This window comes from Bacillus sp. FSL K6-0268 (genome assembly GCF_038005425.1).
In the GTDB taxonomy this organism is placed as follows: Bacteria; Bacillota; Bacilli; order Bacillales; family Bacillaceae_G; genus Bacillus_A; species Bacillus_A thuringiensis_S.
Map to the genome: position 1 here is coordinate 1959112 of NZ_JBBOTF010000001.1, position 22777 is coordinate 1981888.

Genomic DNA, 22777 nt, shown 5'->3' on the forward strand with positions numbered 1-22777 from the left:
TATGCATATTTTTTCTTGTAACGTGTAATATAATGAAAAAGAAAGGTGGGTACATATGGACGACAAAGAAAAAAAGCAATCATTCGATGAAGAATTTGCCCCTGAAATTTCACCTGGATATCGGCAAGATGTACATAAGCCACCTAAATATAAAAACACTTCGTTTTTAATGGGCATTACCATTTTCGCTGCTGTATTACTCATACTTATCATTTTCGTTTATTTTTGATGAAAGGTGCCTATTATATGAAGAAACAAAATTCCAATCGTTCAAAAAGAACTGTTAAAACACAAAAAGGATATGCAGGAGATTCTGTTCATACACTTAAACAAGTCGAGCAAGGAAATTTATATATTGCTCAAAAAGAACTTGGTCAACAAAATGAAAATCTTTAAAGGCCCTTGATTCCTTGAGGGCCTTTTTATTCCGCATTAAGTAGTACACCCCCAAATGTTCTATTGAGCAATGAATTTCCTTTATTGTACGCGCTGCTTTTGTTCTAGCACCATAAATATATTATTAACCTTTACAATTTTCACTTCATAATTCAATTTCATTTTGCTTCTCTTACCATTTTCAGTACCCGCAACGTACGCTACAGCTTGATAAAGAAAACTCTCATCGGTCTCTTCACGTATCTCCTCGTTTGTAAATTTATACTCTAAATCTTGAAAACGATTTGGATAATAATTTCCCATTAATTGTTCATACCCTCTATTTAAAAATAGTTCTTCACCTTTTCGTTTCACATCTTCTTTATTAGTAAACTCAAACACTGATAGTTGCTCGGTCACAAAATGCTCTCCTACCTTTTTCATTTCATTATGAGTTAAATTTTCTATACTTTTGTTCTTTAATTCCTTATTTAACTCGTACTGATCAATCGGTTTAAAGGTAGCAAAAACCTTCTCTTTATATGACCAAAACAATACAAAAGCGATACATAGAGAAATGATTAACAATCTTTTTTTCGTAATACTCCCGCCCTTCTTCATAATGATAGCTATATTTTAACATATAGAAAGAAAATTCTGATATCATAAAGTAGAATAACTTAACTCAGAAACGAGGAACAATTATGGACTCTTACAAACATTATATAAAAGAAGCTTTGCCTAATCTTTCTATACGTTCATATAAACAAAATAAAGGAGGATGGGATAATGTAGCAGTTATAGTAAATGATGAGCTACTGTTTCGTTTCCCGCGAAAACAGGAATATGCAATGCGAATTCCGTTAGAAAAAGAACTATGCACAATTCTCACTCAATCACTACAAGAAATCAAAGTTCCACAATATCACCTAATTTATAAAAATGAATCTGATGAGGTTCCTCTTTGTAGTTACTATACTCTCATTCATGGTGAACCATTAAAAACAGAAACAATTGCCACGCTGGAGGATACAGAGCTGAAAGCAATTATTACAAAATTAGCTACTTTCCTTGCGGTACTACATAGTATTCCTTTAAACCAAGTTACAACGCTATGTTTCCCTATTAGAAAAACATGTACCTACTGGAAAGAGCTACAAACAAAATTAAACCAATATCTCACTACTAACCTTACTTCATTACAGAAACTAGCCTTAAATCGCTTATTTGAAAATTTCTTTGCATGTTTAGCTACATCCACTTTTCAAAACACAATCATTCACGCTGATTTTACACATCATCACATTTTATTTAACAAGCAGAACAAAAGCATTTCAGGTGTTATCGATTTTGGTGATGCGCAAATTGGCGATCCTGCTTTTGATTTTGCAGGACTATATTATGATTTCGGACATGAGTTTACTACATCTGTATATGAACAGTACAGTACACTTATTTCTCATCATGATCCATTACTCATTCACCGCATTACTACCTTTTATCAATACAGTCCTTTACTACATAATATTATTTATAACTTTGAGTCAGAGAATGAACTCGAATTCATTACAAGTACAGAACAGCTAAAAACGATATTACAGGGATGAGATTACATTCTCTCCCTGTATACTCTTTCCTCATACATCATTAACTTTTTATCCATTTCAACAATAACTTTATACAATTGAAATGCCTGTAAGATTTGCAGTTGAATTTCAAAAGGAGCATTTTGTTCTTTTAACCATTGAAATACTTTCGTTTCATCTTTCATTGATTATTCCTCCCTTTATCCCGCTATTTGCGGGCAGTAAGACCCCCACCTCAAAATTCAGCGGAAGCAAAGAAGTTAGGTGGGGGTCGGGCTGCCCGTTAAAGCCCGATTGGTTAAGGCTAATAATCAGTGGGTGATGAACAAAACCCCACTGATTAAAGTTTCACTTTATTAAAATCTGCTACAAATATACCGTAAATGATGAAAAGCTTTTCATGTCAATAACAAAAAAGGATGCAAAGTTGCATCCTTTAATGAACTATATTTTTCTTCTGTTTCGCTTCTTTCTTTACTTCTTCCCTTTGGCATTCACTACGAAACGCACAACTTATACACTCAGAACGAAAATGACGCTCAGTATAATGCTCAGGTTGCTGTAACATTTCTTTCATTCTAGATAAATCAGCCATTCCAGTTATAATATCTTCTTGTTTCGGAATGTACTCATACTTAGTTCCTTCTATTAAATTAATAACTTCAATTTTTCCTGGAAGAACGCCGAAAGCTTTATAACTGAATACTGTCATTAGCTTCTGACAAAGAGCAAGCATTTCCTCATCCGCATCGACAACATACTTTTTAATTACAAACGACTCAGCATTCCACTCACCAACTTCAAATGTCAATGACATGTGGACACCTAACTCATCTACTATCTATAAAACTTAAACTGCCTAAAGGCGCTACAAACCGCTACATTACACAGTTTTTCGCTTCACCTAAAATTATAAATGGCAACACTTTTCTAGTTATTTGTGACCAAATCCGTTACCGAAAAACTCAAGATTAAACCAATAAAAAAATAAAGAGCACAGCGTGTTAATAAGGTGGTGAGACACCTTATTAACCGTCCGCCTAACGTAACTAGGCAAACACTTGCTGCACTCATGCGTACATGTTCATTTTACCGTACGTATGGGTTCCTCCGCAACAGTTTGCTTACATTTTGTGGCATTCTGTTGCTTTTTTATTATCGGAGGAGAAGAGACCTATGAAAAAACTAACTGCCTATAATGCAGATGTTCAAAAGCATATGCAACAAAACCACTTAAGTACTCACAAAAAAAATGAAATCATAGATGCTATGAGAAAACGTATCGACGATACGAATCAAAGTTTTGAAAGTTTATTTCCTTCACGATCTAAACGAAAAGATGTGGCGGACCATATTATTTATATGCTATCAGGAAATGGCATATGCAAAATTTCAGCTGAAACATTAACAAATAAAGCGGACTGTTCTGTGAGAACTGTGACTGACGCTGTTCGTGCATTAAAACAACTAGGTGACATCCTAGTCGCTGGATTAGCTGACGGTAAGAATAAATATGTATTTGTATTAAAGACACACCCTAATTTCACAACAATCTTGAAAGAAGTATTTTACATAGATGCCGACCAAATTGCTGAACTGAATGCCGAACAGGTTGCCGAACAGAAAAATCCTGAAACCGTTGAGGCTGTAATGTTAGAGGACGAAAAAACGACTTCTAACTATAATAACTCTATTAACTCTTTTAATTCTTTAAAACAAGAAAAAAATAATAATAGAGTATCTCTAATAGAATCCATCGAAAACGAGTTACAAGAAGCACAAAACGATCGACAAAAAGAATTCGAAAGAGTCCATACGTATTTTGTAAATGAATACCAAGAAAGGATGTACCACACAATCAAAGCTGGAACATATCATCCTGCTTTAAAAGCTAACGCATCGATTATTGGGCTACGTGTGGGTAGCAATTGTGATCAAAGCCTATTTCGTCTTGCGTTCAATGTACTAGGAAAAATTGATAGATTCCTAAAAAACAACGGTACTCTTACGGACAGTGTACAAGCTCTATTTTCTCGTGTGTATTCGGATAATACCAAACTATCTAATGCACCTAAAAAAGCGCATACAGGTTCTTCTGATGTACATAACCAACAATCACCGTTCATTTTTTACAACTGGCTAGAAGACACTAGCTCAAGAGAACCATCCACAAATACAATAGACAGCTCTCTTGTGCCAGGTGTGTATTACAAGATATCAAAAGAAGAAGCTGATGAAATGGGGCTGTATTAAAGAGCAGATATCCTGATTTTGCTTTATAATTCAGGTATAACATGAACTTTTACATATACACCTTGCTTCACAGCGAATTGTTCGAGTGTCTTTTGCCTGTATGCAGTAAGTGTAAAGAAATGAATAATTGGCACTTTGCCATTGTATTTATTTTTGTAATACGTGGTAAATTCGCCATATCTATTTATTTTTTCACTGTTGCTATTCATCATCTGTGTACGATCTATTTCAACTGCGTTTAATATGCCATCGGCATCTCGGAATTTCACATCAGGAATAATCGTTTTCTTTTTGCCACCTTCTTTATAGCGTATAGGTGCTTCTATCTGCCAATCATCAGGACAAAACAGATTCAGCCAAACTTCGTTTCTCATGAGACTATGTGCTAAACGAATAGTTGGGACAACTTTTTCTGTATCATCGAATAGTGCACGCCCTTGTTTATTTAAATAATATACATGCTCTTTTTTATAAACGGTACTGTTTACATATGGGCTTAAATCCTTTAGAATTCGATTTGCGTTTCGAGTTCCTCCCATATCATGAATTGCCATTAAGTGTCTTCTGGTTGCGAATTTCAGTTTTCTAATCGAGGTCAAAATCGTCATCTGACGGTTCATCTTGATGTGTGTCTGTATATGCATCCCTTTCCACCTCGTATTGTTTTAATACCTCCCACATTTGTTCATTTGAGATATATGGGACTTGAATTTCTGTTAATCTATCTGTTTTAAAAAGCGCACGTCCAGGTATACTTTGTATAGATTCTAAACCTGCTTCATCAATTACCACTTGAGAAGCCGTTTGAGTCGGTAAGCGAAATCCTAATTTCGCATCGCTATTTTGCTTCACTTGACGCGGTAAAGTATCACCAGTCGGGTATTGGGTACAAAATATCAGCCTAAAACCGAGAGCTCCGCCAATTCGTGCTATGTGAGAAAGCATTTGCTGACAAGCGCCTAGTAATTTTTGTTGCTCTTTACTCATGTTTTTATCCGGACAAAGTTCTGCCCCTTCATCCACAATAATAAAATAACGGTCTCTTATATTGGTTTCTACTACATTCGTATAATGGTGTTCTTTCATAAACAACATTTTTTCTTCCATCTTTTTTAGAATTGTATGCAAGACTTGAAAGGCTTCCACGGGCTTTTCTGCAATAGACTCTACTTGTTTTATGTTCTGATAAGGCCCAAACTCTAATCCGCCTTTTAAATCAATGATATATAAGTGCGTATGATCAGCTTGTGCCGTAATAAGAGATGTCATCACGTTTTTCAAGAATACAGTCTTCCCCATACGAGTTAATCCACCTAACGTCATATGGGGTGTTTTATCAAAATCGTGATACATTAATTCTTCTAAACTTTGCCCTATAGGCACAAGCCATTTTCCTTTTTCAACTAATGTTTTTGACCATTTCCATTTCTCAGGTATGTCTTTATGAAATACTCGAATGCTTAGTCTGTAGTTGTCATAATGAATTCGAACAGGCTTATTCAACCCTTCACTCACCACATCTTCAACTTTTCGAATGATTTTACTTGGCATACCAACAGGTAATTCATAGACATATGTTGTACTTCGATCGTCGTACATTTGTTTTTGAAACTTTGGGTAATGAAGTTGATTATCTTTTTTTATCGCAATTCCTGATACCTCAAAAAACACTTGTATTTTCTTTTTATCATCTATTTTCTTTTTAAACCGATCACTTACAAAAGCCAAAGTTAACGCTGTCGTCGGGATCATTAATAATTCCAGCATAAACATTTCCCCTTCAGATATCCTATAAGGATATCATTGCACTTTGTTGGAAGAGAGCCGAACAAACCTTTTCCTTTATGACGCCTATCGTCCCGCTCTGCCACATCGCCTTCCATCATAGAAACATACCTAGAACAGAACGTAGAAGATATAAGAACGACCCTGTAAGCGTGGTATACAAGGTCATACCTGGAAGCCAATGTGGAACATTTATCCCCATTTTTTCCGCTGCCTTCATGGTAACTACAGACAAGCCTGTTGCCGTCCAAATAATAACCGCTTCCCCTGCAAGAGTCATGATTATTCCTCCTCATCCTTTTCTCGAAAATTCACGCCTGATTTCGTAGCCACAATTTCATATCGCTCCATTAAATCTTGCCAGTCAAGGATATCTTCTTCCTCTCCATACAAATCCTCTGCAACCATTTGCGATAAACTGAAATATCCTTTGTACTCTTTGTTATCAAATACTTCGTGATTTTTCATGTGGTTGAGAATAGATTCTGTTTCCGCTCTCGATCTAGCGTGATTATACATGCGACGCAATTCATTTGATGAATATAAATATGGAGTTACATTGAGGTAACCATACTGAGTACGCATATATCCCCCCTCCCCTCTTGCTATCTTTGATGCCATTTGGAATTCCAAGTAGAATTCTTCGTGGGCTTCCAAATGGAAGTAATATAGGTATATGATATGGAAGAAGGATTATTGCTTGTCAATGTGAATTTAGTTTAATTTTTATTTAAATTATATTTAACAGGTAATTCCTATTTTTTAGTGAATATATTTGTAGGTGATGCTAATGATCGAATTAAAAAGTAATATAGGAGAATTAGTACAAAAAAGAGGTTTAAAAGGAAGGTGGATTGCGCAACAATTAAAGGTTACCCCTAGTCAAGTGAGTAATTATATACAAGGCCGTTCATTCCCCACAGTTGACAAAGCCTTTCAACTGGCCGAAATATTAGACTGTAAAGTAGATGATTTATACGAAAAAATTAATAAGCAACCATAATCACTCATAAAACAAAAAAATCCGTCTCTTTTGAGGCGGATTCTTCCCAGTAAAAAAATTACATATATGAAATGGAGTAATCTGAATATACTTTATTTTCATCTAACAGTCAATATTGAGTTCTATCCTTCGCAACTATTACATATACTGTTTATGCGACTGGAAAGTTACTATATAAAGCGCCTTTACCGGGAAGGGGCTTTTTTGTTCTATTTCAGATTCATTGACCATATACATATATTGCCGACTCCGTAAAACGTTTCAATAAGCGATTGAGCATTCTCTCCCAACCTGAGATTGCTCTCTTTTTCATTGGTTGCATATTTTTCATCCTAATTACATACACTTCTACTACATGAGGAAAACATCAACGATTTTCTTCACCCGAAGAGCACCTTCACCTCACTCCGAAGGTGCTCTTTCTTATGTGATTCCCTACGTCTCGCCATCATTCGAGAATTTTACATGTGCCATTCCATTTTTCCTCGTCAAGGTTCGTTAGGCTTCCCTAATCTTCTTTACCCCTCAAACCTCACATACTCCCCAGACACCCATTGGTCACCGCCAACGTTATACCAACCATTTTGAACACCCCAAGATTGATAGCATTCCCCTCGGTACACATTCTTTACAATCCCATAATTCGTTCCTGGTCCTCTGCGAACCCGTAATACATCTGCTGTAATCGTAACTACCCCTACACCATTATTAGATGGTTGTGTAGATGTACCCGCACCATTATGATTAGAACCGCCCGTAACAGTTTGTCCAGTCAAAGCGTATACGATTGAATTCGCAATCTTATCCACATTCCATTTCTCCATATCCGCATCGTTATCGATAAATCCTAATTCAATTAAGATAGCTGGGGCTTTTGTCCCTCGAAGTACAGCAAGGTCTTTACGCTCTTTCGCACCCCGATTAGACCAACCGATATCTTTCGATAATTGAGCTGAAACCTTATCAGCTAGCGCTTGTTGATCGTAGTACAAGACCTCGACGCCATTAGCAGATCCGTTATAAGCGTTTAAGTGAAATGAAATTACAAGGTCCACACTATGAGAATTACAGTTACGAACGATGTTATTTAAGTTTTGCGCTTGAGTAGAACCTGTTTCATCCGTATCATCGTACACTGTATGACCTAGCGCACGTAACTTAGCTGCAACCGCGTCTTTAACCAGACGATCCATTACATGCTCTTTTCTATCCCCCCAATTAGCACCTTGTACAATACGATTGTGACCACCATGTAAACTATATGTAGCCATTACTCCACATCCCCTTTCTCATTTCCTTCATGATCTGACCAAATTCCTAAGGCAATTCCTACAGTTAACAAGTAAGGTGCCAATTCATCTAAAAAAATCTTCGCCTCTGGTAAACCAAACTTCGTACATACAAAACCAAGCAAGGAAAAAACCGCAACCCATGTTTTCCAGTTGCGGAATCGTTTTTTGATATTTTCTTTTGATACATTCATGTTTAATCATTCTCCTTTTCGATAGTATCCAAGCGTTTATGCGCTTGTTTGGTGCTTTCCTCCACCCTCGTGACTCGTTCTCCTAGTGCGACCATTTGCCTTTCACTTGCTTTCAAGTCAATGCGAATGTCATCCACTCCTTTCCGGATATATCCCAGTTCTGCTTTTACTTCTGCACTCTGTTGTCCATCTGATTTAATCGATTTTGATTTATTCAGTGCATAGCCAAAATAACTGATGGCGAGTGACAAGACGGCAATCAGTGCACCAATTTCCATGCTCATATGTTTCAACTCCTTTCCAAAAAAAAGAGAGACTTTTGTCCCCCCTTGCATACATACAATTATCTTAAAATCCGCCTTTTAGCACCAATCCTAAAACTGCCATGATTACAGAACTAATAACAATTCGTAAAATCCATGTGGTATTCATGCTAATTTTTTCTAATTGCTTATTGATTGTGGAAATATCCTTTTCGTTTATCGTTGTACGAGTTTCTAAATTACGAATATCTCGCATGATTTCTTTTTGCTCTGCTTTTAGGCTGTCGATTTTTACATATACGTCTTCCATGCATTCACATCCCTTTTGAAATCTTAATAAAACAATCTCTATATACTATGAGACAACCCTTTTCTGAGTGAATACATAGGTTTACTTTTATACAAAATCCCTATTTTGTCAAAAAAGTGATTCTCGGCTCCTTCTTTACACTAAATAGTTAATTGAAAAATGAATAATTTTATCAGTAGTGATGTTGTATATTCTTACATTCCCGCCAGTTTCTATGTTGAATTCACAGATAGAATACGGTGGGCCGGCGATAATCACAACATCTGTTATTTGTTGGGCTGGTCGCATTGCAACTGGAACATTGAATACAACTTGTCCTTCTTTTACATTCTTTAAAGAGCCTATAACAGAAACTTGGTCACCATTTCGTTTTGCTCTAGTAACTTGTCTTCCTTCAACATTGGACGCATTTACTGTGTTGATTGATATCTGAATCCAATCTGTATCAGTTGCTTGTTTAATTGTTCCATCTGTCCGAAATTCTACTCGTTTGGACCAATCCCAAGTATCCCCCTGTTCCTTTGTAGAAGGAGCAAAAATCAGCTCTCCCTGCGCCCCTTTGTGAATGACTGTCTTATAAGAACGACTACCTAATACAATTGCGTTATCGCTCTTAAATTCAAGTAATCCATTTATGATGTCGCCAGCTTTTTTTAGAAGATTATCAGCAAAAACATTGAATACTCCAGTAGGTGATTTATCAAGCAACACTTTATTGTTTTTCCAGTCTTTTAAATAGAATTGACCATCCGAGGCTCCTACAAGACCGATATCTAATAACTTATCCTCACTATTGAATCCAACTCCGATATTGGAACCGGACGTTGGTCTCATTGTTAGATAACCTGTCATTATCCCACCTGATCGCTTTACAACATCTATTTTATCAACCGCTTGTTGCAAAGCATCTATCTGTTTCTTGAGCTTATCAAACTCAGAAATATAGTTTTCTATTTTGATATTTCCTTCTTTTACATCTCTTCGCAATTGGATCCGAATGTCTGGTGTGCTCATCCGCTCTGTGCCTTTTTCCATCACAAAATAAGCCGTCCAATCATTCGATGTAGAAACAGCTTGAATAGATAGTGTATAGGCGAATACGCCATTCTTCGCATCCACGATTTGCGCATCCTCACGAATGAATAGTCCTATATGATTGGTCGCTTCATATTTCACCGCATAACCCGTTAAATCAATCGGTTGTCCCTTTTCTCTTACATACACCGTCATCTTCAACCCATTTTTATCATTTTGTCTGGAACGAATGGTTTTGGTACAAACAGGATCTGCTACATCTATCATCATTTCCTCATTTCGCATGACTACACCTCTCTCTCTCTAACTATTCCTTTTCACGCGTCTAGGCGGTCTTCTTTGGCGCTTTACTTTGTTCCTGTGTTTTATATTCCCTTTAGGCTTTATCGGTTCTCCTTCTTCGAATTTAGCCGTAGTTTTAGTTACATGCTCTTGAAATGCACTTGTTAATTGTGAAAGCATTCCGTATAAGCCTACACCATTTTCCTCTGATTCTTTTGGAATAACTAAACCATAATGTGTAGGAATGGCCTCTGTCGTAATTGTCGGTTCTCCTTCTTTGCGATGCATACGCATTTCATAGAGTTTTGGAATGTCCGTTTTCAGATTATATTGTTTAATATCCCAAGCCATTACAGTTTCCAATACACTACGTGTAATGGGTCTAATATTGGTTTTATAGGTTTCTTTTGAAGAAACTTTGAAGTCCGAAGCAATTACTCCTTGATAATAGGATCCAAGAGCGGTTTTCACTTGGATATACCCATTGTCCCAACTCGAATTTCGTATGATCGCATTTGGGAGCATAATATCCGTATCCCCTCCAGATGCAACTCCGATACTCGCAATCCAATTGTCATTCCGATAAAATCGGAACTGATCTTTGACTTTAAACCTCATTTCACTTTGAGCATCTAAGACAATCATTTTATCAGCGTCAAGCATTGCATTCCCTGTTTGCGAAAAGTATAAAGAAGCTGCATTCAAGTATCCATTGCCATCGAGCCCCTTTGTCATTCCAATTCCACCCGACTTAACGCTCGTATCTGAGAATTGGTACATCATAATAGCCCCATTTGCCCCTGTGGAATCTGAATCTCCACCTAAAATAAGAGTAGGTTGTATTTCATTTCTACTATTTTTGTAATACCCTACAAACACCCTTGTTCTAGATGACTCATACAAGCGTATGAATTGCTTTGAAATATTTACATAGTTCACACTATCTGAAGTTCGTAATGTTGCACCTGTGATTTCTCCACCTTGCACAAGATTTCCATTCAACGTACCCGCTGTAATAAAATCAGCAACAATTCTGCCGTCACTTGTAATAGCGGTTCCATACGGTCCATTCACTCCTGTAGAAGAATACCCGAGCCCATTCAAGTTCCATTGCCAAACCTTTTTAGCAGTCTTTTCATCCTTCGTATCCATAATGAAAATACGATCTGGATAAATGCGAACATGTCCTCCGAACCCTGAATGAATAAGGCTTGTTGCATTCGCTTTTGCTGCATCTAAAATAGAACTTGGCATATTTGACAATTCTTCTTGTACCAGGTCAACCCTACCGGAAACGTCTGTAAACGATTCTTTGAAGTTACCAATGGTTATATCCAGATACTCTTTTTTTATTGGATCATATTTATAAGCAATTACCTTCGCCTTTATATCAATCCCATCTTCTTGATGCTCAACCGTAACCGTATCTGCCATATAAACACTCTGTAAATGCTTATAATCCTTATACTCTTCCATTTGTGATAACTCCTGAAACGTAACGGTATAAGTTGCTTTAGGCTGATCAACCTTTTGAATAGCAAACATATCCTTCGCTGCCTGGCGTAATAACCGATATGCTTCTTCTAACGGAACTGCATCTTCATCGTCAGCATTTTCACCAATAGCTGCTTTAATATGTTTACATTCAACCACTTTAATTTTAGGATGAGGATACTTATTTATAAGTGGGCTATCCACGTACTTTTCAGGAAGAAATAACCCATCAAAACCTTGTGGCATGATTCTAGTTATGGGACTTTTCCAATCCATATTACCCTCATACCCTAACAAATCTTTTTTATGACGAATCACTACCCCACGATCCATACCACGATTTTGTAGCATCTTCACGTCAAAATTATCGCGTTTTAATTCACCGCCCCAACGATTCACAAATGAATTGTCTTGACTAGAATCCAATAATGCTTCTACAGGATTTTTACGGACAATACGTGCACTTGCAATCGTAGGGACATCAGAATAAAAAGTAAAAGGATGCTTGTATTGGCATCCTGCTGACATACGATTCATAGCTCCATTGCCATTTGTTGTTTCAGCAAAAATATCTTCAATAAGATTTTCCGTTAAATCATAAAAGATGTGATAACATTGCGCTGTAATCTCACCCATACTGACCTTAGGCGCTGCCACTCGAAACAGTTGTTCACCATCAGGAGTTGGAACTTTAATGATGCTCATTCCCTCTATTTCCAGACCATGTGGTGCAAACAATGGATAACGAAATGAAAATAAAAATAAACCATTGAGTTCTTCCTCAACAGTTGCGTTATACATATTTTTATCTAAAGCCCCTATACCATTGTGTGTAAAATCAGTCTCATTTGGTTTATATAACGTAATCATTTATATCTCCACCTTGGCCTGATTTCCATAAATTGAATGGCTCCTGACCACTCTATTGTATTTTCTCCCACGCCCAATATAGGGAACTGCCCAACCATTTTATGATTCATTGATATGGTATCGGTATATGCTTCCAGTACTTCTGAGTCTATGACAACAGAACCTTTCACATCTTTTATTTGAAAAGAGACGTCATTGATTGTTATACGGAAAGTACCGTTTCCCACAATCCAAAACTTAGGATCAGATTCCATTGTACCTGGATTATAAATGACACCAGGTTGGGTGAGCTTTAGATTTACATCCTCTGTATATTCAAAAGGATCTAAAGTGAAATCTACTTCAAATTCACCATGTTCCTCAATCTCAGTTATGATGTCTCCCATTTCAACATGCTTAATCTTCCGATACACATCGTCATCTGTGAAAAAGAGTGTTTTCCCTTGTAATAACCAAGGTTTTGCACGTCTTATGAAAGGTTTAATATTTTCCCTTTCCAACATATTAAATTTCACCTTAAAAGAGACATTTTCATATGCCCCTTTCTTTGTAAGTGAACCATGTCGTCCTGGTACTTCTATATGTTCTACCTTTTGTTTTGCGGTTGGAATCACTGGACGACCTACTAAACCTAATCCGTAACTACTTGCCAATTCATTATCGATTCCTATATCCAACAATTAAGTCGTCCTCCCTACTCCCATTTTGGCCATACGTTCCCGTTCAGCAAGTGCACCGTCCACTTTTTCTACGATGCGATCAATATCACGATCTTCTCTTACGGAAGGATTATAAATATTGACGATAGTTGGTTCCGTAGACATCGTTGCTGCAATCCCTTCCCCAATCGCACCTAATGTTTTTTTGTTCAACGGTAATACGCCCTCTGGTCCTGCTTCACCTGCTCCTTGGAAACGTCCACCGTTCATTCCGAAAATTGTCGGTCTAGTAAAGATACCACCTTTCGCACGCCAATCTATATGAAGACCTGACGGGAAAGTGATGTCTTTTCCTAAAATATTTTTCGTACTAGTCTGCAGACTAAAGTGTGGCATTTTAGGCATTTCCGGTTTCGGAATCTTTAATTTCAAATCACTGAAAAACCCTTTGATTTTATCAATGAACCCCTTTACTTTTTCTACCGCATCTTTTATCGGATCAACGATAAATCTCTTTGCTGCATCAAACTTTTCTTGTGCGGCATTCTTCACAGAATCAAACTTTTCTCTCGCACTATGATATAAATCACTAAACTTTTGCTTCGCTGCATGATAAGCTTCCGTTACTGGGTCAATTACATATTTCTTCACTACATTCCAAGCCGTAAGCGTATAGGATTTTATCGTTTCCCAGTTTGATAATATCCAGTTAGCTAAATCCCCCAGTTTTTGCTTTGTCCCATTCCACAATTCTTGAACCGGTTGCATCACATACTGTTTTACCAAATTCCATGCTGCAAGTGTATAAGATTTGGCTGTTTCCCACTGTTGACCTAACCAAGAAACCAGCTCACCAAGTTGTTCTTTACACCAGTTATAGGCTTTAGTTATTGGATCAATGATATATTGACTTATTGCAGCCCAGGCAATTTGTGTGCCTGCCTGTATTAATAACCAACCTGCTTCTAAAACGACAGATATCGCCGAAATAATCGGATCTAAGACGGTAAGTATCGTATTCCACGTATCCTGCCAAGCTTGTACCAATGTTCCCCACAATTCAGATGCTGTTTCGACAAGTGACGACCACCAAGAAGACGCTGTTTCGACAATTCCAGTCCATAAATCACTAAAAAACTGACCGATTGGGTCAAAAAAGCTATGCATCATTTCAACAAAGGAAGACCAAGCTTCTGAAAAATACGTAACGGTAGAAGACCATCCATCACTACATACCTGAACGAAACCAGACCACAATTCACCAAACCAATCTTTAAATTGGGACCATTTTTCGGAGAGCCAATCGGTTATCTGTCCCCAATTCTGTATAGCCCAAATAACACCTGCTATTACCGCTGCAAGACCAGCAATAACTGCAATAACAACCCCTATTGTTGTACCTAATACCCCAACTGATACCACAACCGCAGCAATGATGGGTGCCAAAACACCTACTATAGCTATCAATCCAGCAAAAACATAAACAAAATTTTGAACTGGTCCCGGTAATTTAGTGAACCAATCAACTACAGATTTAATTCCATTGACCAATGGTGGTAAGACAGCTTTAGTTAACTCAGCTAGTTTCTTTCCAAGTGGCTCTAACGCCGCTTGTGTTTCTCTTAATGCTTTTTGAAATTGCTGTCCCAAAGATTCTTCTTGCAGTTTCTTCATTTCATCCATACGTCCAGTTACATCACCAAGACCACCATGTACATCAGTAAGCCCTAATACAGCTGCAGCGCCCATATCTTCCCAACGGGTGGCAAACAAACCAACTCCAATTTGGTTCTGTTTTACCTTGTCATCCATGTTTCCCAAATCACCTATTACTGCTTTAAACACATCGGCGGCTGTTGCTTTCCCACCGTTAAATGCTTTCCAAACGCCTTGTGTCTCTTTTGAGAGACCGGCAAACGCATCTGCCGTACCTTTTGATCCATCTTGTACTTTCTTTCCAAATTCGGCAACTGTGTCATTGATATAATCAAGGTTATAAGCGCCATCCTTAGTCCCATTCGCAAGAATGGTAAACATTTCATTCGCACTAAAACCACCTTGTTTGAATAACGGCGCGTATTCAGAGAGGTTATCAAATAACTCGTCTGAATAATTAAGACCTTCTTGAGCACCGGCAGCCAGTAAGTCAAAGGTTTCCTGTGTCGATAAACCAAACTGACTCATTAACTGCCCTGCACCTCGAGTCGCTTCATTTAAATCTACATCATAAACTTTAGCTAATGTTAATACATTTTCTGATGCCCCTTGCAATTCCTCATGTGGAACGTCACGCATATTTTGATAGACTTTTATAAGCGCATTGTCTACCTCTTCCAGATTTGCACCAAAACCTTTTTTCCAAGTATCAACCGCAATCTTTTGGAGGTTTTCAGCACCTTTCCCAGTTAATCCTAATGAAGCTTGTATTTTCCTCTGTGATCCATCAAACTCTATTGCTGTATTTACAATCGACTTTCCCATTTCCATTAACTGTTCAGATATTCCTTGTAGAACTTCAGCGGCTTCCATCAAATTGTTCATATCTAATTTTTTATTGATCTCTGCCATACCATCCGCTGCTTGAGAGCCACTTCTTCCTACACTCTGTAAGGAGTTTTCAAATTGCTTCATTGTGGTTTTCGCTTGATTTAATTTCGTTTCAAGTTGCTGCACTTCGGTAGAATTCTCACCATACACACGCTTTGCTGCACTTAATTGTTGTTCTAAATTGTGGACGACCCTATCCGTCATTTCCATTTGCTGGCGTAGTTGTTTCTGTGCTAATTCCAACTTATCCGCTTCACTAGCGTTTGCTCCTAGTTCAGCATTTTGAAGTTTGAAAGAGCTTGTTAATTTCTTTTGTTCTGCTTCAAGCTTCTTAGAATTCTCTTGCAAATCAAGTAAAGTCCCACGTGCTTCCCTAGCTTCAATTGCTTGCTCAGAAAGGCCTTCATTCACTCTTTTCATGGCGTTATCAAGAGAAGTTTCAGCACGTTCTGCGTCTAGCAATTTACCGTACATTTTATTGAGCTGTTCAGCGGTTGTACTTGTGTCCTTGGACATCGCTTGATATTCGGAACGCAACATAGCTGTACGTTTCTTGGCTGCTTCCATTTGAATTTCAAGCTTCTTCTTTTCAGCAAGAAGTTTATCGGTCATCGTCGCATCTTGGCCCATTGCTGCAATATGATTTTTATATTCTTTCGCTGCATTATTCATAACCATATTGATTTGTTTCAATGTATTGGCATACTGAACCTGGCCATCCATTTTAAAATGAAGGACGACGTTTCTTTCTTTACTATTCCCAGGCACTTTCTCATCTCATTTCTTATAGGAATGGTGTTTGATCTAGCGTGTAGATTTGTTTTGGTTTCTGCTCATGTAATGCATCCGGATTGTTGTATCTGAGATGCATGATGAATTGCTTTAAAAAATGTGCAGGTGTGATTTTCCAGAAGTCATCCATACTTAAACCAAGCAATGTATTACCGACATAAAAATAAAAATCCCAGTCGAGTTCCGACTGAGATTCCTCATTTTTCGTCAGTATGTTTTTTACTTTTTTTCTTGCTTCAGCTTCTCCATATCAGAAGTTTGGAAAGTTTGTCCACTGAAAATTTCGTATACAACGATGAAAATATCAGGTAATTCATTCATAGGAATAGCACCTTTTAATTCATCTACTGTACATTCCGTACCACCACTACGTACCATCGCATAAATTAATGCACGCATCAATTTCGCTTCATTTTCTCCTAGGCTAAATTGTCCTTTTCTTAACATATCATTCATTTCTTTTTCAAATTCATGATAAGGTGTTCCAAATGCTTCTTCCACATAAGGAAAAGATTCAAAAGTAAAAATAACAGGGATTGAGACACCCTGTATCTTAATGCTATTTCTAGTTATATTTACATTTACTAAATCACTTAATCGTACCATTTTCTCACATCCTGTTCTTACGTTGTTTTTGGTCCAAGTGTTGCAAGTTGCGATTCATCACAAATCACTTGTTTCAAGAAATCCTCCACTTTGATTCCTTTTGCATCCACATGACCCGTATCTAGTTCCGCCTGCGTAACATCATTGTACAATAGCGGATCAGCTGTAATCGTATAGGCAATATCATCCACTGTCATTTCTTCATTTTGTGTTTTCCAAGATTCTTCTACTGGTGCGACTGTACATTTTGGATACCACCGAACAAGCTTGGTTCCATCATTCAGAGGAAATACAACACCTACTGCAAATTTCGGATATGCTTTCGGCTTTGCGGTTTCAAAAGAGACACCTTTTTTACGCACTTTAGCGAAGAGTTTATCCTTTACTTCACGGTTTAAACCAGCAAGATTAAACGCGAGTCCAAAGGCAGTATTTTTGACAATGTTAATAATTTTTTTGTTAGATGCCCACTTTGTAAAATTAGTAGATGTCGTCGAAATTGTTAAATCTGTAATGTTGGTTTGCTGATAAATGGTATCCTCGTACGTTGGCATCGTCTGAGACGTTTCCGTCCCTTTCATCATACATAGATATAAATCTTCGATTCCTACTGTATATTGAATCTCTTTATTTTCAATTGGCATGTCCATCACCCTCACATTCTATCAATTATTTTTTGTGCCATCATATCAGCAATTTTGTCACCTTCTGCATCAAAGGTATTCTGAACAAAGTGTTTTCCTTTCACACGTCCCCTACCATTTGCTTTTTTATGGCCATGTTCAACTAAGTACCAATACCAAGCCTCCTCTTTAAACTCCACAGATACACGATCATCTTTCACAACAACCTTTAAACTATCTCTTAAATGTGTCCGCTTGTTTTTACTGGATGCTTTAATTTTTGGTTTTAATTTACTCGCAAAATACTTCGCTGCTTCGTCTAATACATCTAGTTCGACCTTTTTATTCACACGTAATAGCGTATGGATATCTTCTAAAGCTTCAGCAAAACCATTGTTATTGGAAGCCATTACTGGATACACCTCACATACGTGATAAACTGCGTGATAGTGTCGTCGTTCTCGCCATAACCCATTCCATCAAATTGAGAATAAGACACGCCTGCTTCGTTAAAAACAGCCTTTAACGGAGCGTAATCTTTTTCAGTTCCATTTGTAATAACTGCAATTTGATAAAGTGGCATATCCTTTATCACCTTATTAGAAGCTCTTTTCTGTTGCTCATTCACAAATTCATACACAATGTACGGATAGTTTGCTGTTGTAGGAGCTTCATCACGGTACACTGGCATGCCTGATTCTTTCATGATGCCTCGTAACTGTTCAAAACTAATTTGCATGGGACAATGACACCTCCATCATTCGGTCTTCTTCCCGTACATAAATACGTTCAATATCATAGATACGGCCACCAACTTTTACACGATAGTCCTTTTGGTTATTTTCAATGTCACGATCCATACGGACTTCAATTTTCTTTACAATTTCATTCGTATCTTTTGTTGTGAATTTATCAGTGGCCGTAACTCCAATGTTGTTATATCGAATTTTCCGTTCGAATGGATATCCCATCACAACACGGTCTGTTTCTGAATCAATGGTTTCTCCTAATTTCAGTAGCTCACCCATCCATTTAAGCTTATTCGTCTTCCTCTTCGGCATCATACACCTCCTGGACAAAGAATGGTGTCAGCGCATCCAGTGCTTGTTCTAATTCTTTTTCGGCAACGCGATATTCATAAAAAATACCGGCGACCATAATAACTAGATATTCAGTCTGTTTTCCTGTCGCATGTTTCACATACGTCTGTGCTTGATTGATATAAAAAGAGAGCAAAGAATCATCTATGCCCTCTTCCCAGTGCATATGTGCTTTTAATTTATCAATTAGATCATTCATATGAAATACCCATATTAACTATTTATCGTAATGGGATTTGATTTATCATCTGTTCCAATCCATGTTCCACCTGTAATTTTCCCAGCAGTATCAACCGTTACAGAAATAGATTTCACACCCACACCATTGGTACCGTTTGTTCCATTTTTCCCATCAGCGCCTTTCACACCAACTTCACCTTTGGCTCCTGTGTCACCTTTTACACCAGCATCTCCTTTCAGACCTTGGCTTCCCGTTTCACCTTTATCTCCTTTAGGCCCTTGGACTCCTGCTACCTCAATTAAATCTGTAAAATCTTGTTGCGTCGGCTTATACCCCGTCACAAATAACATTTTTAATTCTTCTTTTGTTTTTCCCACCTTGTCATCCCCCTATGAAAGTATCAAACTCTTCCCAATCACCGCTTCTCCAATTGGAAGCGGTTTATCAGGGTTTCGTCGGCGTCCCATCCTGCAAGATATATTTATAAACTGGCACTTCAAATGGAGAATGAATTAATTGAGCATCTAGTAAGTTCCAGATACGGAAGCCTACACGGTTTGTACGTGAGAATAACTCAACTAACTTTTGTACTTCTAGTGATCCAATAACATCTTGAATATAGAACTTAGAGAAATCACCGAAATAGAATACTGGTGTATCTGGTGAATCAGGGATATCAATTGCATCTTCTTCCTCCACAGGGAAGCCTAATAATGTATAACCAATGCCGCCCTCTGCTTGATTAAATGGACGAAGTAATGGGAAACCATCATCCGTTTTCATTGTTTCAATTTTTGTTAGTGCCGCTGTATTTAATACCCATCGTGCTTTTTTACGAATTTCTTTAACCGGTGTATTTTTCATTTTTACTAATGCATCATAGAGATTTTTTTCATCCGTTTTAAATGCAACGGCTTTCTTTGCCAATGCACCATCATTTATATTATTAGCTTCATCGCCATTCACCATATATTGCGTTTCTTTACGAACATAAGCTTTTTTCAGCTCATCCATAACAATTTGTTCAATCGGTAAACCTGTACGTGCTAATAATTTTTTCGTCACTGTAGCCAGTGCATCAAATTCCCTTGGTGATAATTCGATTTCATCGAACTCGATATCCGTTTCTGGCATTTCATTATTACTTCGCTCATTTTTATGACCTTGTGCTTCTGCCTTTTTCACTAAAACAGGATACTTAATATTTTCTTTTGTTTTTACTCCTGTTCCTAATCGACGTAAGAAGTTTTCTTCTTGAGCATACGTGATAATTTCTTTACTCAAGAAATCTGGAATCGTAACAGAACCATTCCCCGTGACTAAACCTAACGCACGAGCTTCCGTTTCATCAATGTTACCGACGATATAGTTTGCAAAGGCAGAACGAGTTTCCATTTCTTTGTTTTGAGTAGATGTATGACCTTTTGTAGAAAGAGCTGCGGCGATAGATACTGAAATAGCAGAACGTTGCTCTTCTGACAGTTCCGTTTTTTCATTCGGATTTTCTTTTGCTGCTGGATCTTCTTTTTTATCTGGATTGTCATCTTTCTTTTTGTCAGGATCTTCTTCTTTTTCGTCTGCTTCTAATTTCGCTAATTCATCAGCAAGAGTTTTCGCTTCTTCTGTTAATGCTTCTACTTCAGCCTTAACTCCTGCTAGTTCTTCTGAACGAACTTCATTTTTTTCTACTTTACCTTGTAATTCTGCTAATCGAGCTTTATTTCGTGCTTGAGATGCATTTAAGATTTCTTTTAAGTTCATGTTACTTTTCCTCCAGGACTTTTTTTATTTGTTTAATAATGTTGTTTCTTTCTTCTGGATCTTCTTCCACAACTGTTTTTACAGCTGCTTCTTCCCTTCTCATTTCAATCATGGCTGTATTTTCACCCCTGGTTTCAATGGAAGTCGCAACATAGGCAGGTGTCATATCTAAGATAGATACTTCTAAAAGCTCTAGTTCTTCAATAGATCGTTTTTGAACACCAGATTCGCCTTCTTCCCATGAATCTTTTTCAGAAACAAAACCAAATGACCAACCACGCAATTCTTTATTCCTTGCCTTTTCAATCACTTGCTCATCCGTAACCGTAGCAATCGCTCTTAAACCAATATTGTCTTCATACAATTCCAGATTTCCGTTTTCAATAGAACCAAGCTTTCTATTTTTGTTGTGATTAAAAAGCAAGTCCACATTCTTTGCTTTACTCAATGCTTTCTCAAATGCTTTTGGAACAATTCTTTCTTTGAAATATCCCCTGGGCGAAGGCAACATTCGACTTTCTCTATCTACAACATTCACATAACCATCAAGTATGACTTGATTCCCTCGGACCTCAATTTTCATTCTCTTCACCTCCCAATGAACCATCCGCTGCTTCTTTCTTGCCGATTTCAGTTACATCATTTGAAATATAAATAGCTTGTGATTCTTTTGTATTTTGTTTAGGAAATCCAAGCATATCAGCGACATTATCAGGTGAGGTAATAGCGGTACGCACCAGGTTATAACCGATATTTGTCTTGTTGCTATACGTAACAAAATCAAGGATATTCATCTTAAATTTGATACGTTTCCCTGAATTTTGGCCATAAAAAAGAAGACTCAAATGGTCTTCGAAATTTTTCATGATGGGTCTAACTGCTTTATTGTGGATATACATCATTGCTTTCTCAATATCTTCTTTGATTAGCTCTGTATAGGTATCCACATTTATGCCTAAAAACTTGCCCAAATCCTTTTTGTATACATTTAGATATGCCAAGGTCTTTTCGTCGTCTAGCGGGCTTTTCAGCGTGTCTATCGAGTACCCTTTTCCAAGAGGAATCATTTTTACAGACCGTGATTCGTCAATAGACTCTAATTGATCTAAAATGGCCTTGATTAACTTGGACTGCGCGCCATTTTGCGGATTAATATGGGCTTCCAGATTTAATAAGAATGCTAATAGTCCACCCTTTTTATACTTGTCCGTTAACGTTTTCTCAGCTGACATAACACCCTCAAGTGTATCTCTTCCTAAATCAAGAATCCCTTTCCCTCTTAGATGATCTGCACCAATATTTTTCACATGCCGAATCATAAACGGAGGGATTTCTTCCCCACCGATGTTGAAATGTTCTACTAAATGATCATCTAACTCTGTAAAAACATGGGAAGCTAAATGGATTTGAGCACCATTTAATATCGGGAAGCATTCCCCCTCGAGCAAATAGGTATTTGTCATTAATTTAATGAATTCCGATTGTGTAAGATAGTTGTTCGGATTCCTTAAGATTTGAAGTGCCATGTCATCTTTAATTTCATTTCCAAATTCATCTTCCACAACAATATCAGCCAATACCATTTGATTACTGATGTCTTGTAGTAATTCGTATACATCACTAGACTGTAAGATGTTTGAATCTGTAACATATACACCGCCGTAACGAATGCTTTTACCTAAAACGTCATCCAGATAACCACGCTTTTCAGCTTTTTTAAATAAATAATTTGAAAACCTATCCCTTAAACCCAATTTTTCACCGCCTCT

At 37.4% G+C, this 22777-nt stretch carries 28 protein-coding genes and 2 pseudogenes; 5 read left to right on the forward strand and 25 right to left on the reverse strand.

Features of this window, described 5'->3' with window-relative positions; all coding sequences use genetic code 11:
* The first annotated feature begins 55 nt into the window (after window positions 1–55).
* Complete coding sequence (locus tag MHI28_RS09965) at window positions 56–229, forward strand: hypothetical protein (protein WP_000341062.1); 174 nt, start codon at window positions 56–58, stop codon at window positions 227–229.
* A gap of 17 nt (window positions 230–246) precedes the next feature.
* On the forward strand, window positions 247–396 hold the full coding sequence (locus tag MHI28_RS09970; RefSeq protein WP_000744623.1) for a hypothetical protein: 150 nt from the start codon (window positions 247–249) through the stop codon (window positions 394–396).
* Window positions 397–477: 81 nt separating this feature from the next.
* Here the strand turns inward: MHI28_RS09970 and MHI28_RS09975 are convergent, their stop codons facing one another.
* Window positions 478–996 carry a hypothetical protein gene (locus MHI28_RS09975; protein WP_002083113.1) on the reverse strand — a complete coding sequence of 173 codons (519 nt, stop codon included), beginning with the start codon at window positions 994–996 and terminating at the stop codon, window positions 478–480.
* Window positions 997–1079: 83 nt separating this feature from the next.
* Here MHI28_RS09975 and MHI28_RS09980 point away from each other — a divergent pair, with 83 nt between their 5' ends.
* On the forward strand, window positions 1080–1982 hold the full coding sequence (locus MHI28_RS09980; RefSeq protein WP_000378990.1) for an aminoglycoside phosphotransferase family protein: 903 nt from the start codon (window positions 1080–1082) through the stop codon (window positions 1980–1982).
* 2 nt (window positions 1983–1984) lie between these two features.
* Here MHI28_RS09980 and MHI28_RS09985 read toward each other — a convergent pair whose 3' ends face one another.
* On the reverse strand, window positions 1985–2146 hold the full coding sequence (locus MHI28_RS09985) for a hypothetical protein (RefSeq protein ID WP_000651086.1): 162 nt from the start codon (window positions 2144–2146) through the stop codon (window positions 1985–1987).
* A gap of 251 nt (window positions 2147–2397) precedes the next feature.
* A pseudogene (locus MHI28_RS09990) lies at window positions 2398–2799 on the reverse strand (hypothetical protein); the annotation flags it as partial.
* Window positions 2800–3137: 338 nt separating this feature from the next.
* On the opposite strand from MHI28_RS09990, the gene MHI28_RS09995 reads away from it, so the two are divergent.
* Entirely contained in the window at window positions 3138–4214 is a 1077-nt protein-coding gene (locus MHI28_RS09995; protein WP_078186284.1) for a cytosolic protein, read from the forward strand.
* Between the two features lie 23 nt (window positions 4215–4237).
* On the opposite strand, the gene MHI28_RS10000 is transcribed toward MHI28_RS09995, so the two are convergent.
* The 4 genes from MHI28_RS10000 to MHI28_RS10015 form a co-directional block, all read right to left on the reverse strand.
* Window positions 4238–4858, reverse strand: coding sequence for a replication-relaxation family protein (locus tag MHI28_RS10000; protein ID WP_078186285.1), 621 nt, complete (start codon window positions 4856–4858; stop codon window positions 4238–4240).
* Window positions 4800–5981: an FtsK/SpoIIIE domain-containing protein gene (locus tag MHI28_RS10005; RefSeq protein WP_078186286.1), complete on the reverse strand. Its 1182-nt coding sequence runs from the start codon at window positions 5979–5981 to the stop codon at window positions 4800–4802. Before MHI28_RS10005 ends, MHI28_RS10000 begins: the two co-directional genes overlap by 59 nt.
* 115 nt (window positions 5982–6096) lie before the next feature.
* Complete coding sequence (locus tag MHI28_RS10010; protein WP_078186287.1) at window positions 6097–6279, reverse strand: hypothetical protein; 183 nt, start codon at window positions 6277–6279, stop codon at window positions 6097–6099.
* A gap of 2 nt (window positions 6280–6281) precedes the next feature.
* Entirely contained in the window at window positions 6282–6584 is a 303-nt protein-coding gene (locus tag MHI28_RS10015) for a hypothetical protein (protein WP_078186288.1), read from the reverse strand.
* A 205-nt stretch (window positions 6585–6789) separates the two neighbouring features.
* Here MHI28_RS10015 and MHI28_RS10020 point away from each other — a divergent pair, with 205 nt between their 5' ends.
* Entirely contained in the window at window positions 6790–7002 is a 213-nt protein-coding gene (locus MHI28_RS10020; RefSeq protein ID WP_078186289.1) for a helix-turn-helix domain-containing protein, read from the forward strand.
* 746 nt (window positions 7003–7748) lie between these two features.
* On the opposite strand, the pseudogene MHI28_RS10030 reads toward MHI28_RS10020, so the two are convergent.
* The 18 genes and pseudogenes from MHI28_RS10030 to MHI28_RS10115 form a co-directional block, all read right to left on the reverse strand.
* Window positions 7749–8273: pseudogene (locus MHI28_RS10030) on the reverse strand (N-acetylmuramoyl-L-alanine amidase); the annotation flags it as partial.
* Window positions 8273–8485 carry a hypothetical protein gene (locus MHI28_RS10035; RefSeq protein ID WP_139362408.1) on the reverse strand — a complete coding sequence of 71 codons (213 nt, stop codon included), beginning with the start codon at window positions 8483–8485 and terminating at the stop codon, window positions 8273–8275. The gene MHI28_RS10035 and the pseudogene MHI28_RS10030, both read right to left, overlap by 1 nt.
* 2 nt (window positions 8486–8487) lie before the next feature.
* Window positions 8488–8769 (reverse strand): hypothetical protein, encoded by a 282-nt coding sequence (locus MHI28_RS10040; protein ID WP_078186299.1) that lies wholly within the window; start codon window positions 8767–8769, stop codon window positions 8488–8490.
* Window positions 8770–8833: 64 nt separating this feature from the next.
* Window positions 8834–9058 carry a hemolysin XhlA family protein gene (locus MHI28_RS10045; RefSeq protein ID WP_078186291.1) on the reverse strand — a complete coding sequence of 75 codons (225 nt, stop codon included), beginning with the start codon at window positions 9056–9058 and terminating at the stop codon, window positions 8834–8836.
* Window positions 9059–9193: 135 nt separating this feature from the next.
* Entirely contained in the window at window positions 9194–10378 is a 1185-nt protein-coding gene (locus MHI28_RS10050) for a BppU family phage baseplate upper protein (protein ID WP_197235778.1), read from the reverse strand.
* Between the two features lie 18 nt (window positions 10379–10396).
* Window positions 10397–12739 (reverse strand): phage tail spike protein, encoded by a 2343-nt coding sequence (locus MHI28_RS10055; RefSeq protein WP_139362409.1) that lies wholly within the window; start codon window positions 12737–12739, stop codon window positions 10397–10399.
* A complete protein-coding gene (locus MHI28_RS10060; protein ID WP_078186293.1) occupies window positions 12736–13419 on the reverse strand; it encodes a phage tail domain-containing protein in 684 nt (227 codons plus the stop codon). Before MHI28_RS10060 ends, MHI28_RS10055 begins: the two co-directional genes overlap by 4 nt.
* Window positions 13420–16713, reverse strand: a complete 3294-nt coding sequence (locus MHI28_RS10065; protein WP_197235776.1) for a phage tail tape measure protein — start codon at window positions 16711–16713, stop codon at window positions 13420–13422. It abuts the gene before it with no gap.
* A 243-nt stretch (window positions 16714–16956) separates the two neighbouring features.
* Window positions 16957–17343, reverse strand: coding sequence for a hypothetical protein (locus MHI28_RS10070; RefSeq protein WP_098856226.1), 387 nt, complete (start codon window positions 17341–17343; stop codon window positions 16957–16959).
* Window positions 17344–17360: 17 nt separating this feature from the next.
* Complete coding sequence (locus MHI28_RS10075) at window positions 17361–17987, reverse strand: phage tail protein (protein ID WP_078186296.1); 627 nt, start codon at window positions 17985–17987, stop codon at window positions 17361–17363.
* A gap of 11 nt (window positions 17988–17998) precedes the next feature.
* Window positions 17999–18376 (reverse strand): HK97-gp10 family putative phage morphogenesis protein, encoded by a 378-nt coding sequence (locus MHI28_RS10080; protein WP_078186297.1) that lies wholly within the window; start codon window positions 18374–18376, stop codon window positions 17999–18001.
* Window positions 18376–18705 (reverse strand): hypothetical protein, encoded by a 330-nt coding sequence (locus MHI28_RS10085; RefSeq protein ID WP_197235775.1) that lies wholly within the window; start codon window positions 18703–18705, stop codon window positions 18376–18378. Before MHI28_RS10085 ends, MHI28_RS10080 begins: the two co-directional genes overlap by 1 nt.
* The gene (locus tag MHI28_RS10090; protein WP_139362554.1) at window positions 18695–19027 is read right to left on the reverse strand and encodes a phage head completion protein; all 333 of its coding nucleotides are present in this window, start codon (window positions 19025–19027) and stop codon (window positions 18695–18697) included. The genes MHI28_RS10085 and MHI28_RS10090 overlap by 11 nt, the downstream gene beginning before the upstream one ends.
* The gene (locus MHI28_RS10095; RefSeq protein WP_078187988.1) at window positions 19005–19265 is read right to left on the reverse strand and encodes a head-tail connector protein; all 261 of its coding nucleotides are present in this window, start codon (window positions 19263–19265) and stop codon (window positions 19005–19007) included. Before MHI28_RS10095 ends, MHI28_RS10090 begins: the two co-directional genes overlap by 23 nt.
* Before the next feature lie 14 nt (window positions 19266–19279).
* Window positions 19280–19624: a collagen-like protein gene (locus tag MHI28_RS10100; protein ID WP_078187989.1), complete on the reverse strand. Its 345-nt coding sequence runs from the start codon at window positions 19622–19624 to the stop codon at window positions 19280–19282.
* A 67-nt stretch (window positions 19625–19691) separates the two neighbouring features.
* Window positions 19692–21008 (reverse strand): phage major capsid protein, encoded by a 1317-nt coding sequence (locus MHI28_RS10105; protein WP_197235774.1) that lies wholly within the window; start codon window positions 21006–21008, stop codon window positions 19692–19694.
* A gap of 1 nt (window position 21009) precedes the next feature.
* Complete coding sequence (locus MHI28_RS10110; RefSeq protein WP_139362555.1) at window positions 21010–21591, reverse strand: HK97 family phage prohead protease; 582 nt, start codon at window positions 21589–21591, stop codon at window positions 21010–21012.
* Window positions 21581–22762: a phage portal protein gene (locus MHI28_RS10115; RefSeq protein WP_078187992.1), complete on the reverse strand. Its 1182-nt coding sequence runs from the start codon at window positions 22760–22762 to the stop codon at window positions 21581–21583. The genes MHI28_RS10110 and MHI28_RS10115 overlap by 11 nt, the downstream gene beginning before the upstream one ends.
* Between the last annotated feature and the right edge of the window lie 15 nt (window positions 22763–22777).

What these genes read in the sequence shown, in the direction of transcription:
- MHI28_RS10105 (WP_197235774.1), bottom strand. Translation starts at nt 21,008, where the DNA reads ATGAACTTAAAAGAAATCTTAAATGCATCTCAAGCACGAAATAAAGCT.
- MHI28_RS10080 (WP_078186297.1), bottom strand. Translation starts at nt 18,376, where the DNA reads ATGGCTTCCAATAACAATGGTTTTGCTGAAGCTTTAGAAGATATCCAT.
- MHI28_RS10010 (WP_078186287.1), bottom strand. Translation starts at nt 6,279, where the DNA reads ATGACTCTTGCAGGGGAAGCGGTTATTATTTGGACGGCAACAGGCTTG.
- MHI28_RS09985 (WP_000651086.1), bottom strand. Translation starts at nt 2,146, where the DNA reads ATGAAAGATGAAACGAAAGTATTTCAATGGTTAAAAGAACAAAATGCT.
- MHI28_RS10085 (WP_197235775.1), bottom strand. Translation starts at nt 18,705, where the DNA reads ATGCAAATTAGTTTTGAACAGTTACGAGGCATCATGAAAGAATCAGGC.
- MHI28_RS10015 (WP_078186288.1), bottom strand. Translation starts at nt 6,584, where the DNA reads ATGCGTACTCAGTATGGTTACCTCAATGTAACTCCATATTTATATTCA.
- MHI28_RS10000 (WP_078186285.1), bottom strand. Translation starts at nt 4,858, where the DNA reads ATGCATATACAGACACACATCAAGATGAACCGTCAGATGACGATTTTG.
- MHI28_RS10020 (WP_078186289.1), top strand. Translation starts at nt 6,790, where the DNA reads ATGATCGAATTAAAAAGTAATATAGGAGAATTAGTACAAAAAAGAGGT.
- MHI28_RS09995 (WP_078186284.1), top strand. Translation starts at nt 3,138, where the DNA reads ATGAAAAAACTAACTGCCTATAATGCAGATGTTCAAAAGCATATGCAA.
- MHI28_RS10005 (WP_078186286.1), bottom strand. Translation starts at nt 5,981, where the DNA reads ATGCTGGAATTATTAATGATCCCGACGACAGCGTTAACTTTGGCTTTT.
- MHI28_RS10055 (WP_139362409.1), bottom strand. Translation starts at nt 12,739, where the DNA reads ATGATTACGTTATATAAACCAAATGAGACTGATTTTACACACAATGGT.
- MHI28_RS09980 (WP_000378990.1), top strand. Translation starts at nt 1,080, where the DNA reads ATGGACTCTTACAAACATTATATAAAAGAAGCTTTGCCTAATCTTTCT.
- MHI28_RS09970 (WP_000744623.1), top strand. Translation starts at nt 247, where the DNA reads ATGAAGAAACAAAATTCCAATCGTTCAAAAAGAACTGTTAAAACACAA.
- MHI28_RS10095 (WP_078187988.1), bottom strand. Translation starts at nt 19,265, where the DNA reads ATGAATGATCTAATTGATAAATTAAAAGCACATATGCACTGGGAAGAG.
- MHI28_RS10075 (WP_078186296.1), bottom strand. Translation starts at nt 17,987, where the DNA reads ATGCCAATTGAAAATAAAGAGATTCAATATACAGTAGGAATCGAAGAT.
- MHI28_RS10035 (WP_139362408.1), bottom strand. Translation starts at nt 8,485, where the DNA reads ATGAATGTATCAAAAGAAAATATCAAAAAACGATTCCGCAACTGGAAA.
- MHI28_RS09975 (WP_002083113.1), bottom strand. Translation starts at nt 996, where the DNA reads ATGAAGAAGGGCGGGAGTATTACGAAAAAAAGATTGTTAATCATTTCT.
- MHI28_RS10040 (WP_078186299.1), bottom strand. Translation starts at nt 8,769, where the DNA reads ATGAGCATGGAAATTGGTGCACTGATTGCCGTCTTGTCACTCGCCATC.
- MHI28_RS10090 (WP_139362554.1), bottom strand. Translation starts at nt 19,027, where the DNA reads ATGCCGAAGAGGAAGACGAATAAGCTTAAATGGATGGGTGAGCTACTG.
- MHI28_RS10070 (WP_098856226.1), bottom strand. Translation starts at nt 17,343, where the DNA reads ATGGTACGATTAAGTGATTTAGTAAATGTAAATATAACTAGAAATAGC.
- MHI28_RS09965 (WP_000341062.1), top strand. Translation starts at nt 56, where the DNA reads ATGGACGACAAAGAAAAAAAGCAATCATTCGATGAAGAATTTGCCCCT.
- MHI28_RS10045 (WP_078186291.1), bottom strand. Translation starts at nt 9,058, where the DNA reads ATGGAAGACGTATATGTAAAAATCGACAGCCTAAAAGCAGAGCAAAAA.
- MHI28_RS10110 (WP_139362555.1), bottom strand. Translation starts at nt 21,591, where the DNA reads ATGAAAATTGAGGTCCGAGGGAATCAAGTCATACTTGATGGTTATGTG.
- MHI28_RS10050 (WP_197235778.1), bottom strand. Translation starts at nt 10,378, where the DNA reads ATGCGAAATGAGGAAATGATGATAGATGTAGCAGATCCTGTTTGTACC.